At 44.2% G+C, this 13,473-nt stretch carries 14 protein-coding genes and 1 pseudogene; 6 read left to right on the top strand and 9 right to left on the bottom strand.

The annotated features are described in order from the left end of the window. Positions 1-481 precede the first annotated feature (481 nt). The 4 genes from B0X71_RS20220 to B0X71_RS20205 form a co-directional block, all read right to left on the bottom strand. On the bottom strand, positions 482-1,639 hold the full coding sequence (locus B0X71_RS20220) for a D-alanyl-D-alanine carboxypeptidase family protein (RefSeq protein WP_077591348.1): 1,158 nt from the start codon (positions 1,637-1,639) through the stop codon (positions 482-484). Between the two features lie 12 nt (positions 1,640-1,651). Next, a complete protein-coding gene (locus B0X71_RS20215) occupies positions 1,652-2,710 on the bottom strand; it encodes a Mur ligase family protein (RefSeq protein ID WP_077591347.1) in 1,059 nt (352 codons plus the stop codon). 35 nt (positions 2,711-2,745) lie between these two features. After that, on the bottom strand, positions 2,746-2,937 hold the full coding sequence (locus tag B0X71_RS20210; protein WP_077591346.1) for a hypothetical protein: 192 nt from the start codon (positions 2,935-2,937) through the stop codon (positions 2,746-2,748). A gap of 130 nt (positions 2,938-3,067) precedes the next feature. Continuing rightward, positions 3,068-4,192 carry a tyrosine-type recombinase/integrase gene (locus B0X71_RS20205; RefSeq protein WP_077591345.1) on the bottom strand — a complete coding sequence of 375 codons (1,125 nt, stop codon included), beginning with the start codon at positions 4,190-4,192 and terminating at the stop codon, positions 3,068-3,070. Positions 4,193-4,504: 312 nt separating this feature from the next. Here B0X71_RS20205 and B0X71_RS20200 point away from each other — a divergent pair, with 312 nt between their 5' ends. The 5 genes from B0X71_RS20200 (at position 4,505) to B0X71_RS20175 (ending at position 7,380) form a co-directional block, all read left to right on the top strand. Then, entirely contained in the window at positions 4,505-5,068 is a 564-nt protein-coding gene (locus B0X71_RS20200) for a DEAD/DEAH box helicase family protein (protein WP_198038766.1), read from the top strand. A 203-nt stretch (positions 5,069-5,271) separates the two neighbouring features. After that, positions 5,272-5,541 carry a hypothetical protein gene (locus B0X71_RS20190; RefSeq protein ID WP_077591343.1) on the top strand — a complete coding sequence of 90 codons (270 nt, stop codon included), beginning with the start codon at positions 5,272-5,274 and terminating at the stop codon, positions 5,539-5,541. A gap of 338 nt (positions 5,542-5,879) precedes the next feature. Next, positions 5,880-6,164: an AbrB/MazE/SpoVT family DNA-binding domain-containing protein gene (locus tag B0X71_RS20185; RefSeq protein ID WP_077591342.1), complete on the top strand. Its 285-nt coding sequence runs from the start codon at positions 5,880-5,882 to the stop codon at positions 6,162-6,164. A gap of 32 nt (positions 6,165-6,196) precedes the next feature. After that, positions 6,197-7,177 carry a helix-turn-helix transcriptional regulator gene (locus B0X71_RS20180; protein ID WP_077591341.1) on the top strand — a complete coding sequence of 327 codons (981 nt, stop codon included), beginning with the start codon at positions 6,197-6,199 and terminating at the stop codon, positions 7,175-7,177. A 23-nt stretch (positions 7,178-7,200) separates the two neighbouring features. Next, positions 7,201-7,380, top strand: coding sequence for a hypothetical protein (locus B0X71_RS20175; RefSeq protein WP_077591340.1), 180 nt, complete (start codon positions 7,201-7,203; stop codon positions 7,378-7,380). A gap of 375 nt (positions 7,381-7,755) precedes the next feature. Here the strand turns inward: B0X71_RS20175 and B0X71_RS20170 are convergent, their stop codons facing one another. After that, positions 7,756-8,019 (bottom strand): type II toxin-antitoxin system RelE family toxin, encoded by a 264-nt coding sequence (locus B0X71_RS20170; RefSeq protein WP_077591339.1) that lies wholly within the window; start codon positions 8,017-8,019, stop codon positions 7,756-7,758. A gap of 6 nt (positions 8,020-8,025) precedes the next feature. Next, positions 8,026-8,238 carry a type II toxin-antitoxin system RelB family antitoxin gene (gene relB / locus B0X71_RS20165; protein ID WP_077591338.1) on the bottom strand — a complete coding sequence of 71 codons (213 nt, stop codon included), beginning with the start codon at positions 8,236-8,238 and terminating at the stop codon, positions 8,026-8,028. A gap of 689 nt (positions 8,239-8,927) precedes the next feature. On the opposite strand from relB, the gene B0X71_RS20160 reads away from it, so the two are divergent. Then, on the top strand, positions 8,928-10,286 hold the full coding sequence (locus tag B0X71_RS20160; protein WP_077591337.1) for a transposase: 1,359 nt from the start codon (positions 8,928-8,930) through the stop codon (positions 10,284-10,286). Positions 10,287-10,529: 243 nt separating this feature from the next. On the opposite strand, the gene B0X71_RS20155 is transcribed toward B0X71_RS20160, so the two are convergent. The 3 genes and pseudogenes from B0X71_RS20155 to B0X71_RS21505 all read right to left on the bottom strand — a co-directional run. Then, positions 10,530-11,165 (bottom strand): recombinase family protein, encoded by a 636-nt coding sequence (locus B0X71_RS20155; protein ID WP_077591336.1) that lies wholly within the window; start codon positions 11,163-11,165, stop codon positions 10,530-10,532. A 247-nt stretch (positions 11,166-11,412) separates the two neighbouring features. Continuing rightward, positions 11,413-12,462: a transposase gene (locus B0X71_RS20150; protein WP_232336890.1), complete on the bottom strand. Its 1,050-nt coding sequence runs from the start codon at positions 12,460-12,462 to the stop codon at positions 11,413-11,415. Between the two features lie 40 nt (positions 12,463-12,502). Next, positions 12,503-12,850 (bottom strand): annotated as a pseudogene (locus tag B0X71_RS21505) (transposase family protein); the annotation flags it as partial. Positions 12,851-13,473: the final 623 nt, after the last annotated feature.

Raw genomic sequence — 13,473 nt, 5'->3', positions numbered from 1 at the left:
AACGCTTCCTATGCTGAAAAGCAGATGGGGCAAACTAACACAGTAATGAATATAGCGATGCTTTTAATTGCGGCTATTATTCCACGACATAGAAGGGAATCGGCTCCAACTGTGGCTCGATTCGCTGCGAAATGCGTAATTTCTCAGGTGTCAACGAGCAACAGTTCCATTTCTTGTTAATTCATTCACTCCTTATTGTTCGCAAAATGTAAATTTAATGAATAAACCTAAGCACTTAGAAGGGGAAGAAAAGATCGACTTAAGCGCCTCTTCTTTTTTTTTCGTTCGTAAACGTTGTACTTTTACGAACGCTTTAAGAATAGTTTTTAGAATTCATTAAATCTCATAGAACATGATGGTAAAATAAGTGTGTAGAAATTGAAATAACTAGTGGAAGTTTCAGAAGTGAAACTTAATATGATAATCTCCAAAATAAAAAGTTTCAACTGAGTGCAATTGGCTAAAAGAGAAGTGCTTTCTATCACTGTTTTTTCCGTACTTGATAATATAGTAAGCTCAACACGCTAACGACTATTACTGACAAATATAATGAATTTGAAAAAACTTGTTCTAAAAATGAGCCGGAGTCCTTTTGAATAGAGGAACGGTTTTTCTCAGAATTTCTGTTAACCGGGAACTGATAAGAAGACAAAAGAGTGCCGTCCTGATCAGTAATCCTTAATTTGCCGTCTTCTTTTACTTCGATTGCTACTTGCTCACCTGCTGGGTGTGTGTAAACTATTTCTCGAGGGGTATTGTATTCTACATCTCCGACAAAAAAGCTGCTGTTCGTTGGAATGCTCGAAGTCTCGAAATTGTCGAATCCAAAATCCAATAGTTGAACAGTATCATTGTAAGCTTCTGCTTCTGAGCTGCTTTTCAAGGTAACGACAATTAAATTTAAGTTTTCTCTTTCGGCTGTAGTTACCAGCGTGACCCCTGATTCTGGAACAAATCCATTTTTACCACCTGTTACTCCGTCATAAGGTTTTTCTCTTAATAATTTATGGTGCGTATAAAGAGTAGTGTCCCAGGACTCACCATTCCAAGGCAGTTCTTTTGTTCCGAATATTTCCATGAATTTTTCATTCTTCATTGCATATTTGGTTAATTTAGCTAAGTCTTCGGCTGTAGTTACATGCTGAAGATTAAAAAGGCCATGAGGATTTTCAAAGTTAGTATTCCGTAGCCCAACTGCATCTTTCAAATACAAATTTAAGTCTGAAGCAAACAATTCAACACTGCCGCTTATGTGTTCAGCAATGGCAACTCCGGCATCATTCCCGGAGTTAACCAAGAGTCCCAGCAACAGTTTTTCTAAAGTCACTTGTTCTCCTTCTTCCAAGTAAACACGCGTTCCTTCAGTATTGCGTGCTTTTTGGCTGACTGTGACAATGTCAGTTAAATTCCCATTTTCTATCGCATAAATTGCTGTGGCGATTTTTGTTACACTGGCAGGATACATCTGCGACCGTGCGTTCTTTTCGTAGAGGACTTGTCCAGTAGTTGCCTCCATAACAATAGCTGCCTCACTGGATATGATTGGCAGGGAAGGGGCAACAGTTTTACTGAAAACGGCAGATACGAATAGTGTATTGATAATGACTAAAATTGTTGAAACAGCAACTAATTTTTTCATAATTACTCCTGGTTAATTTTTTGAATTCAACTTTGTTGAAAAATTGACAGTTTCACGATCTGAGTCAGTCGGTAATTGGAAATTTTGCTGATACATCTCGTGTCCTTTGCCTGTAATCACAACCCAGTCGCCTGACTGGCTGTCTTCTATCGCTTGTTTAATGGCCAAAGTGCGATCAGGAATAATTTTTCCCTTTTTACTTCCACAGGTCTCGTGTAAGTTGTTTAAAGCCGTTATCATTTCATCAGAAGGCACAGCGTTTAAGTCGTCTAATGTTAAAATGTCTTTGTCACTTAAATCGTTTGTTAACGATAGCATGGCTTTTCTTTTACTCGAATCTCTATTTCCACGAAACCCGAAAACATGCGTTATTTTGTTAGCACTCTGTTGTTTGGCTGTTGTTAAGCAATAAAAAATAGCATCAGGTGTATGCGCGTAGTCAATGATAACGGTGGCGCCGTTCAGAAGTTTATAGATTTCAAATCGTCCATCAATACCTTTGAATTCACCGATAGAGCTAAGAATGTCGTTTTGGTTAACACCTATTAATTTCACAGTCAGGTAATCCATTAACGTGTTATAGATATTGTGTACGCCGTTCGTAGGAGAATAGATAGTCCAGTATTCTTTCGGCTCCTCAACCAAAGCACGGGAGTTTTGTGAATGTAAACTCGAAATCCGAAGGTAGTTTTCATCTGATTTGCCCATCGTGTAAACGGTTTTTCCTCTACTCAGTAAAATCTTTGTTAGTTCTATACCCCAAGGGTTATCCTGATTCACAATAACTTTACCATTGGCTTTCAACTGGTTAAACAACAGCAATTTCGCTGAGAAGTATTCTTTCATTGTGGTATGGTAACCCAGGTGTTTAGGATGCAGATTGGAAAATAAACAGTAGTCAAACTCAATGCCTTCTGTCCGTCGCTGGGTTAACGCATGGGACGAAACCTCCATAATGATGACCTCGTCCTGGCTCATGGACAAAAGCTTATGTAAAACAAGGGGACTAGGAGTTGTATTGGAACTTTGAATTCTTTCGCCGTTCACAATATTTTGTAAAGTACCAATCACAGAACAGTATTTTCCATTGCTTTACAAAATATATTTTAACATATAGCATGTCGTTGTCTTGCCATAAAAATTTCCGGCACCTCGCTCTCTTGCTCTGTTGCCTCTTCTATTTTCCTGTCAAACACTTTCTTGTAAAAGAAACATTCTTTAGTCTCTACTATATCAATTAGTTCTTGCCAGTTAGTTTGCTCAAAATCGGTCTTCGTCAATATAATATCCGGCGGCATACGGATCTTTCTCCTTTCTGAGCATTTATTTTTCTGAGACGCTAGCATCAGTGATTGGATATTATAGGATAGAATTAACATAGACCCTCTCCAGCTATACATCGTTTCCTTTGTGAAGAGGCCTTATCTGTTAAAGGAATTCATTTAAAGTATTTTTAGACCACTGATTCACGGCATGCCGTTCCTTCGCAAAAACCTTCTCCAAGTAAATTTGCGTCGTATCCAGCTTTTCATGGCCAAGCGAACGCATGATATCGTATATACCAACCTTATTTAAGTGAGATGTAATGGCAAATGCATGGCGAAACACGTGTGGTGTGATATTTATTTCCAGTCCGTTTAATCGTTCCTGGATTTTGATCATTTCTTTTGTCATGTACTGGTTCAAATAGCTGGGAGAGAACCGGGTACCGCGGCTGGTCGTGAATAACGGGGAATCCGGATCTGCAGCTGACAGGGAAGGGATTCCCCGGGCTTTCCGGAAATTTTCCATGGCTTCGATCACTTGTGGCTTCAGTGGAATTTGCCGCCGTTTGTTCCCTTTACCGATAACACTCAGAAAAAAGCCCCCAAGAATCCGGTCGCGCTGCACATGCCGAACATCTAATTTACAATACTCCTCATTCCGAATGCCGGTAGCGGTCAAGGTCAGAATGATGCCGAACATGACCGGATGCTCGATGGCTTTGAATCCCCGCAACATCTCCACGACATCGCCTGGTCCCAAGTCCCGGTTCGGTCGATCATCATTCCGGACGGTTGCTTTCCGCAATCCGATATGAGTTTCTACTATTATATAGTCCACCCGATACAGGTACTGAAAGAAGGAGCGGATGATGGTCGTCTTCCGGGTAATCGTTGTCTGGCTGTATGGCCCTTTTTCCTTCACTCGTGGACTTTCTTTCATCAGCCATTCCTGCCATCGGCGAAGATGCCGGGGTTCAAGCGACTTGAAGAGGGAATGGTCTTTAATCGCTTCGATATCCAACCCAATCTCTGCGGCAAAGGTCATCAACTGGCCGATGAATTGGCGCAGTTCGTTTTCGTATTCCCGTTTGGTCCGTTCCGAGCGTTCATTCGCTTCATTCGTATGCCGGCGTTCGTGAATGTACCAGTTCAGCATCTCCACGTCATCAAAATCCGCGAATGGACTCCGTCCTTGTTTTTCCGCTTCATCTTTTTTCAGCTGCAGCGACGGAAGTGACAGCGGGGATAGGACCAGAAGCTGCTGGTCGTTTTTTGCTAAAAGTTCCATTTAATTTCCACTCCTTCTTATTTCTATTTTTTGGAATCGCTATATAAAACAAAAATAAAATTCATGTATCTTTCATCATTATAGCTTAAACCTAAACAAACGGTCCCTTTGTTTATGTTAATTCTTTATATAATTTTATCTTATTATTTATTTACTCGATATGATAGTTACAAGTCAATAAAAGTTATGTATACTTAAACTGTAAATGATTTAACAGGAAGTACTTGGCTGTTGCCGAATGGGACGACGGAGAGGAAAATCGAGGGAAGGATACATATTGAAGAACGGAAGCGAAGAAACGGGAAGGAGTGAATGATCTTAAAATTTGTTTACCTATTTGGCCCTCAAGCAGTTGGAAAAATGACAGTCGGACAAGAGCTGTCGAAAATTACGGATTTAAAGTTGTTCCACAATCATATGACGATTGATTTACTGGAACCCCTATTTGGATTTGGTTCTGGACTGTGGAGATTATCGAACTTATTCAGAGAAGAGATAGTTACGTCTTTCGCCAAAAGTAACGAGTATGGAATGGTATTTACTTTTGTCTGGGCATTTAATCAACAAGAGGATTGGAAGAACGTTGAGCGAATGTGCACTACCTTTCTTGCCCAAGGAGCTCAACTGTATTTTATGGAGTTGGAAGCCCCTGTAGAAGAAAGGCTCAAGCGGAATAAGACACCAAATCGATTAGAACAAAAGCCGACTAAGCGAAATATAAAGCAATCTGTAGAAAATCTGGTAGGTACTATGGAGAGCCTTCGACTAAATTCTGAAGAAGGGGAAATTAAACAGGAAAATCACTTAAGGATTGATCATACAAACCTGCATGCTGAAGAAGTCGCAAAAATGATTAAAAGGGAATTTGCGTTGTAGGTGGTTGCTGTTAGGGTTAGAAGGACACGAAGAGAGTGACGGTACGGAGGCAAATAAACTTTTTAAAAAAACAATTGAAAAAAATGTGGGGTTCCGTGGCAGCAAACAAGCCCAAAGGGAACCTGAACAACTGTCGCTAATTTATATAGTAGAAACTCATAAAGTTTACATGCCTACATTCGTTCTAAAAGGAGAGAAGCTGAATGACAATACCTTGTGAGCAACATTACTGGCTCATGACCCGCACGTATGAAGATTCTGAACACGGACTAATGATTGAAGAACAATGTGCCAAGTGCGGCACATTAAAATCAGTTCCCGGTCCAAAGAAATCCGTCGATAAAGATGGGTTACGGAAATGGGTAGAAACAAATATGGACCGGCACAACACACAAAAGGAGCCCGCAGCGGCCAATGTTCTGAGCAAGCTCCTCTATAAAATTGATAGGGGCGACTTCGATAGGCAGGACTGATCTTGTCAGAATCGGCCAGTACCACAGAATGAGCGGGGATTGTGTAGTGCAAAATAAAGATCAGGCTTGCAGGTTTGCCGTCAGTCGGGACGAAAGTATACAAACCAGAGAAGCAAAAGGGGAGACAAATCTCTACACAACCGATAAAAAAGCGTGAACCCATACATGAAAGATGTGAACGTCGAGATCCGAAACGAAGATTACGAAGAGCTCCTGTAGTTTATCGAACAAAAAGAGGCGATATATCCCTCTTGCGGGAGTGGCCATAAATTAGCGCGAGGAATTTGTATGAAGCTTTTTCTTTTAACCTAAAACCATAAATAGAATGGAGAATCGCAATGAAAAGCACAGGAGTTATAAGGAAAATGGATCCGCTCGGACGGATTGTGGTCCCGAAAGAACTCAGACGGACGCTGGATATTGAAAATGGAGATCCAATTGAAATTTTTGTTGAGGAGGACCTTATCATTCTGAAGAAGTATAATGCCCGCGGCGCTTGCGCCGTCACCGGGGAAGTTACGGCCGAAAACAAGGAGTACGCTCCTGGACTGATCCTCAGCCCAAAAGGCGCGGAATTGCTTCTGGAACAGCTGAGCAACAGCTCTGCCAATAGCTCACGCTGATCAAATCGATAGCCAATTTAGGAGGAACAAACATGTCCAAGGATTTCTATCGCATCGGGGAAGTGGCGGATCTCTTAGGTGTCCAGAATCCGACCGTCTATAAATATGCGAGCAAAGGGCTTATCGAACGGATGCCGGATCCGCATCGTTTATCGCGCGGCGGGAAATACAGCCGGGAAAGCGTGGACCGGCTCGTCCGCCAGAAACAGGAGACGGAAGCGGCCGGGCGTTCCATCAATGACGTAGCGGAAGGGATCGGTGTAAGCGCCGGAAAAGTCCGGAAGGCCATCGAAGAACTTGAACTGGATGTGAAGAAAGTGGAAGCGCCCTTTGAAAAAGCGGCTTATCGCTTCGCCATCACGCCGGAACAGGAGGATGCGATTGCCCGGCATCTGCAAAAACGAACCACTACCCGCCCGAAACGGAATCAACTGTATTTGCCCCAATTGGATGCTGTCCTGTATCAGTCGTTCCGGATTGCGGGTGACCAGTTCGTGCGACTCCGGGAACATTCGAACAAGGGGTGCGGGTTCTATCTGGAGCATGAACAGTTCATCTCCATACAGGAAGGATTGAAAACGTACAATCTTCAACCGCGTTATGCCATCCACTCCCAGCGCAAGAGAGATGGCGCCGGATTCACGGACATCACCGTCCGGTTCGGCACACCGGAATTCTATCAGATCCTTGATGTGCTACTCGCGACATGCGGTGTCGAGAACTTCAATCTGGAAATCCTGAACCGGCGTGTGCGGATCGCCATCCGCAATGGCCGCTATCCGCGGAATGAGTTTGCGACACTGGAAGCGGCGGCTGCCCTGCAAAAGCATATCACCGGCGGGTTGCTTACCACAGAAGAAGGCGAATGGACCTTTTACAAGGACGATAAACTCGTGACGCTGGACGTACCGATCGAACTCTATCAGCAGTTGGAAAGACAGGCAAAAGCGGCGCACATGTCTCCGAAAGAATACATGCTTCAAGTGCTCGCGAAACAAGGAAAACAGACATAACAGTAAAGGAACGGAGAGTTATCATGGCGGAAATCTATCACTTAACCATCTGCGCGATGTGCCGGCGGAAAATCCGGACGAACGAAACCTATACTAGGTGGGAAAGCGCATTCTACTGTGAGCCTTGCTTCGATGATTATTTGGACTTGCTGGAGCCGGCTGATTTCATCAGTGGCAGCAACAGCGAACGAAACGACTGCTGAGCAACATCGATCCAGTCAAAAGATGGACATGACGTATGGTCGCAAATTTTCAAGATAAAGTGAACCTCATCTGGTCGATCGCAGAGATTCTTCGCAGACCTTACAAGTCATAAAATTACGAAAATACTGTCCTTCCAATGGCAGTATTGCACCGCTTTATTTGGAGCTTGAACGGACGAAAGAAGCGCTGTTCCGGTTGACCATCTCCGAGATTGATGTGAATGAGCATAATACAAAAAGGAAGACGGGCAGTGCATCCTGGACCGATTTGCCGTGGGAAACCCCGGCGCATTGTAATCAAATCTATAACTTGTTGCAGGATTCGCCCAGTGGCTCTCTTCTCCGCTCCGCAATACTTTCATGTACCTGTTTTGCTTATTCGTAGATATCTTTTCGATGTCCGACGTCGATTATGGTAATAAGGATTTTTTCATCTTCGATTAAAGCCAGGATGCGGTAGTCACCGACATGGTAACGCCACTTGCCCTTGTGGTTCGCAACCACTGCTTTTCCAAGTGTTCGGGGATTGCTGGAATCCTGCAAGTTTTTTTCAATCCAGCCAATCAGGAGCGAAGCTTGGTACCGATCCATCTTTTTCAGTTTCTTCAAGGCGACATCTGAAAAACGAACAGCATACATTGTCTGTTATAAACCCAATTCTTTTTTGACGTCATCCAAGGAATGGGTTTTTTTCGTACTGGCAAGCACGCGGTCAAAATTTTCCACATCAATCTCATCTTCGATTTTTTCAATGGTGGCGTTTCGCATCAAATCGGAAACGGACGTCTTCTTCATTTTGGCGTAATCGCGGATGAGTTTGCTGTCGCGATCATCCACACGCAAGGAAATAGTGGCCATGGGTAAAACCTCCTTTGATTTTTTGTAATACATTGTATTACAAAGTTTCTTGTTTGTAAAATCAAAGATGCTGAACCTCTTCATGTAAATTGTTTCTTTACAGATTCTATGCATGCAAGTATCAGTATAAACAATGGCGTATTATCTATACTTATGTGCGGCTATACGGCAAAAACTTTCGAACGTAAGCGGATAAACGGAGCGGCATGGCGAGGCTCGGAACGGCTACTGAACACCTTTTACCCTTGGTATTACTGAGTTTGTTAGCGTTTAATAGCGGTAGCTCAGAACAGCAATGGAACAGCAAAAGAACACCTACAGAATACAATCATGTCGCTCATACGGCAAATGAAAAGGGGCTGAAGGCACTCTGGATTTTTGCATAAAAAAGAACGCCGGTTACGGCGCTCTCGATGTAATTTATTTTTTAGTAATCGTAATCCAAATCCCACATAGCTTCTATCTGTTTCTTTTTGTAATTGACGTTGTAGTGATAACCGAATCGACTTCGCATTTTAATTCGAAGCCATTCATTAAGAAGGTTTCTAACTTCGAAATTAATTGAACCAATTTCATAATTGTGAGGCCTTGCGGCTCTAAGGCGGTCAGAAGTTAAAAAAGGAGCACCTCCCCAAATCCTGTATAATGGTAGTCACCACAACACACCAAAACAGGAGGGAAAGCGCTCTATGCCTATTATAAGACAAGATAACCTGTTTGACATGCAGGAATTATTCGAAATGGCACCTACCCACCGGTTCAATGCCATTTTTTCGACATTGGAACTGGGTCCGCTTCTTCGCATTTTTGATAAAAAGACCCATCGAGGGGCTCCTCGGGAACTGAATACCGGCGCCATGATCTATTCGTTGATCGCTGCTCGTGTGGTGGAGCGAATTCCGACGATTAAACGATTGGTTAAACGCCTGGGACAGGACCCGTTCTTTCGATTCGACTGTGGGTTTCTGTTGTCTGATGACGTGCCCTCTGAATCTTCCTATTCCCGGATGATCTCAGCAATCAGCGAGACGGATGCATTGGCGGTCATTCAAGATGTCCTGGTCGCACAAGCCATCCAGGAAGGCTTCATTACGGAAGAATCGCTGGCGATTGATGCGACTCATTTTGAAGCGCGCGACAAAGCGATCGCGTCACCCAAAAAAGAGAAACCTGCCCCGAAGAAACCTGGACGCAAGTCCAAAGACGAACGAGAGAAATGGCTTACTGAACAGAAAGCAGCGGAAGAAGCCAAGACGCTTTATGAAAAAGAGATGATCCACCTGTTGGACGAATCGGCTGACACACTCGCGTGCGAGATGCCGACCGACCCGAAATGGGGCATCAAGAAAAACAGCGACGGCAAGAACACCTTCTGGTTCGGATATAAAGCTCATCTCGCTGTCAGTACGGAAAGCCAGTACATTGTCAGCGGACTCATGAGCTCCGGGAGTCTCAATGATGGGAAAGCCGCCATTCCACTGTTAAAGCAGGTTGATGCACGATGGCCCGACCGGTTCCAGGCAGGCATCATGGATAAGGGCTATGATTACAAGGCGGTCTATGAGCAGTTGCGCCGGATGAATCTCCAAGCCGTCATTGCCTATAATCGGCGCCAGGAAGGGGAAGTGCTTGGATTCAATGAACAGTTTGCGCCCACCTGCGTCCGAGAACACGCGTATCGCTATGACAGTTTCGATGCCAAATACGAAACCCTGAAATATACCCGGCCACACGAATGTGCCACTTGTCCATTACAGCATGATTCCCTTTGCCAGAAAGTCGTTAAGATCAAAAGGTCGATCGACCTTCGCAAGCATACTGTGCCAGCTAGAAGTTCCATAAAATGGGCGATTGCCTACAAGACACGGGGCGCTGTCGAACGGGTGAATGCCTATCTAAAAGAACTGTTCGACTTGAACAATGTACGTCACCGTACCGGCAAAAAAGCAAAAATTCATTTTCAGTTGGTCACCCTCGTGTACAACGCATGCCGAATGGCAGCCGATCGTTTAAAACGGGCCAATGACATGAATCAAGCCGCTGCCTAGAGAACCTGTTTCTTTCTATTATTTATACGGGCTGGGAACTTGCGAGACTCCGGCGGGATAACTGGCTGGCAAGATCCCGCCGCACGGAACGGGCGGTGAGGCTTGCCGGTCAGTCCGCGGAAAGCGAGCGGGTTCCTGCCCGTTCAATCATTCATTGGATTCGTACAACAATTTTTTAGCGAGAAAAAAGACAGGAAAGCCATCTGCACTTTTTTAAATAAGCCATTTATGAAATTGGCTCATTTATGTTGAGTTTCTTCTATATAAGGGGTTAACTATCTCTTCTTCAAATGCTTTTACCAATTTGTAAAAACTGGTCTTTTTCACTCCGGCCTCTTGCATAGCTTCCACTGCAGTTAACTCTCCAATTTTCCATTTTCTATAAACCTCTTTGAATTCTTCTGAAATATAAACAGCTGGTCTCCCAAATTGAACACCTTTTTGTAAGGCTAAATCGATTCCTTCACGCTGCCGTTTCCGGATCCGTTCCCGTTCCTCTTCAGCCATCCAGGAAAGGATCTGCAAAACCAAGTCCGCAATAAATGTCCCCATACTATCTTTGTACTGGGTCGTATTCAATAACGGCATATCCAAGACCACAATATCGGCTTCAATGTTTTTCGTGAGATCATTCCATTCCTGGAGAATCTCTTCTTTGTTCCGGCCAAACCGATCCAGTGAATGGATATACAAAATATCTCCTTTGCGGATAACCCGTTTGAGCAGCTGATAATTCGCCCGTTCGAAATTCTTGCCACTTTGCTTGTCCAGATAAATGTCCCGTTCAGTGATGCCCATTTTCCGCATGGCATCCAATTGACGGCCTTCGTTTTGATCTTTGCTGCTGACACGTATGTAACCAAATTTGCGATGTTCCATAATTCACCCCATAAATTGATTCTTTCTTCTGATTATACCCGAAAACCGTTCGTAAAAGTATGTGCAAATAGGCGAACGTTCGTAAAATGTTTAGATACGTTTACGAACGCTCTTTTCGGCTATCGTATATCCTTACAGATATACAAACAAAATGTTTTTGGCAAGCAGAAAATGGTTCTTACGTGAAGTTGGTGATGAAGTTTGCCTCCTTCTATTAGCTTCAGTCTTAATTTTTTCGCAATAAAAATTATAGACGGTAAAGAACTCGTTTCTCCAACAAATGAAGATGAGCTCTGCCATACGTCATCCGCTTAATCATCTTTAAACGATTGATCTGGCCTTCCAGCAATCCGTTGCTATAAGACAATAAGAGACCGTGCTTCACAGCCTGCAAGTCACTTCGCAGCCGGCGGGCATACTGATAGAATGGCTGGTCTCGAGAAGACAGTTGAGCCGTCAGCCACTTCAGGAAGCCATCATAATCTCTCGCCTGGATAACCCGACGGTACTCCTGGACAAGCTGATAAAGCGGTTCGATTGCCGGATATAGCTGAAAGATCTTTCTTAACAGACCTACTTCTTCAGCTGTCAGCTCTGCCGCAGGTCTCCAAAGATAAGCGCTCACTTGTCTTCTGGAAAACCGTACGGCTTCTTCCTCGGAGAACCGCAGATTCCGTTTCTTCCGTAACGTTTCCACGACAGTCCGGACAGCGGAATACGTACCGGCATACCCTTGTTCCTGGAGACACTGATAAATCTCTTTTACCGTCTTGCCTTCAGTTTCTAAACGCTGGATTAATGACTGGTACTTATCTGTCGGCCGCCTCCTTACACGGCTAGCGGAAGGGGGACTGGTCATCCGTATGTACTTCTGAACAGTCCGCCAATTTAGTTCATACTCCCTGGCCAGTCTTGAAATACGTTTACCTTTTTTATATGCTTCCTGGATTTCCAGAATTAACTCCCACTTTTGTTTCTGCCGGTCTTTCGCCCGTTTTTCTGATAGGTTCACCGGCACCTCTGCAGAGCTTTCACACGGCAACGACCAGGAAATCACTGACGGAATAAGCGGTAGTAACAACAAATCCAACTGTTTCTTGGCATTACAGATGAAGTGCCAGCGGTCGTAGACCTGGAGAATAGACCGGTTCGCTTCCGTGATTCCTTGCCGGAAAGCGGTAAAACCATCCCGGCTGACTAGCAGGACTTCGGGTCGGGTTTTGAGCCATGTTGTAATCGTCTCTGGGAGTCGATCGGGCAATAGCGCAATCGGTTGGCGAGACTCAAGATCGCAGATAAGTGTTCCGTACGTATGACCTTTTCGGAAAGCGAAATCATCAAGCCCTAAGAAAGGGAGACACCGTCGGTGTTACTTCTGTCCGATGAACCAGTTCAAGCAGGGCATCATGGCTGATCGGAATCTGCAGGGAATAGGCTACTTTTTCGGCCGTCAGGCAGCTGGGTGAAAAAGCGATTTTCCGCAAAGCCTGTTCGGTCCGGTCTGTCCGCCGGCGATTTATGGAGATTCCATCGAATCTCTCCGTGAAGATCCGAACAGGACAGTCCTCTTGGTCACAAAACCATTCTCTTGTCAAAATACAAAGTTCTACAGCCCGGCCACTGATTGGGAGGTCCTGGACTTTACGCGAATATCGGCTATGGGGCCGGGAACTGAGAGCGGAACAGGCAGGGCAGTGTGAAGAAGTTCATGTGCTTTTGACAAACAAGTTGTAAACGTCATCGTGCATCGAAACGCAGAAGAGCTTAAGGGAAGGATCTGGAGATGGCCAAGCGATGTTATGCATAGCTGCGCGCTCCTTTTTTCTTCATTATACTACCGTAAGGATTAAAAATTCCTTCACCAACTTCACGTAAGAACCATTTCTAGAATGCCATAGACAAACAAAACTGACTATGGCCACGATGTAGTCCTTGTCGAATACAACAAATAGAATTATATCATTAGCCGAAAACTAAGGAATGCACTAGTTCATCAGCCCATGCGTTAAGCATGAATGAATAGTGTAGTTCGTCGGATAGGCATAAGTAAAGCATCCAGTTGGACCGTGAAAGAAATCCTACATCTATTGGGATCTTGTACGCGACGGTTTCTTACAAAGCCTGTTTTTGATTAGCAGACAAATTTGGTGGTTTTCCGGTTGAATCCCCAACGAAACCCGGCAATACCGCTTTTTGATAGGCATCGACGTAGTTCGAGACCGTAAGCGAACTACGTCAGATGATTTTTGCAATCTCTGTTTCGGGATAGTCTTTTTTTAGAGAAGAAGCGCCTGGTATCACTCATAAG

The sequence above is a fragment of the Planococcus lenghuensis genome, from assembly GCF_001999905.1.
GTDB lineage: Bacteria > Bacillota > Bacilli > Bacillales_A > Planococcaceae > Indiicoccus > Indiicoccus lenghuensis.
The sequence above is the reverse complement of the archived record's forward strand: the minus strand, read 5'-3'. Positions and strand labels throughout refer to the sequence as shown.

Bases quoted from the DNA above. Each gene is read 5' to 3' on its own strand.
- B0X71_RS20220 (WP_077591348.1), bottom strand. From the start codon at position 1,639: ATGAAAAAATTAGTTGCTGTTTCAACAATTTTAGTCATTATCAATACA.
- B0X71_RS20210 (WP_077591346.1), bottom strand. From the start codon at position 2,937: ATGCCGCCGGATATTATATTGACGAAGACCGATTTTGAGCAAACTAAC.
- B0X71_RS20205 (WP_077591345.1), bottom strand. From the start codon at position 4,192: ATGGAACTTTTAGCAAAAAACGACCAGCAGCTTCTGGTCCTATCCCCG.
- B0X71_RS20200 (WP_198038766.1), top strand. From the start codon at position 4,505: ATGATCTTAAAATTTGTTTACCTATTTGGCCCTCAAGCAGTTGGAAAA.
- B0X71_RS20190 (WP_077591343.1), top strand. From the start codon at position 5,272: ATGACAATACCTTGTGAGCAACATTACTGGCTCATGACCCGCACGTAT.
- B0X71_RS20185 (WP_077591342.1), top strand. From the start codon at position 5,880: ATGAAAAGCACAGGAGTTATAAGGAAAATGGATCCGCTCGGACGGATT.
- B0X71_RS20180 (WP_077591341.1), top strand. From the start codon at position 6,197: ATGTCCAAGGATTTCTATCGCATCGGGGAAGTGGCGGATCTCTTAGGT.
- B0X71_RS20175 (WP_077591340.1), top strand. From the start codon at position 7,201: ATGGCGGAAATCTATCACTTAACCATCTGCGCGATGTGCCGGCGGAAA.
- B0X71_RS20170 (WP_077591339.1), bottom strand. From the start codon at position 8,019: ATGTATGCTGTTCGTTTTTCAGATGTCGCCTTGAAGAAACTGAAAAAG.
- relB (WP_077591338.1), bottom strand. From the start codon at position 8,238: ATGGCCACTATTTCCTTGCGTGTGGATGATCGCGACAGCAAACTCATC.
- B0X71_RS20160 (WP_077591337.1), top strand. From the start codon at position 8,928: ATGCCTATTATAAGACAAGATAACCTGTTTGACATGCAGGAATTATTC.
- B0X71_RS20155 (WP_077591336.1), bottom strand. From the start codon at position 11,165: ATGGAACATCGCAAATTTGGTTACATACGTGTCAGCAGCAAAGATCAA.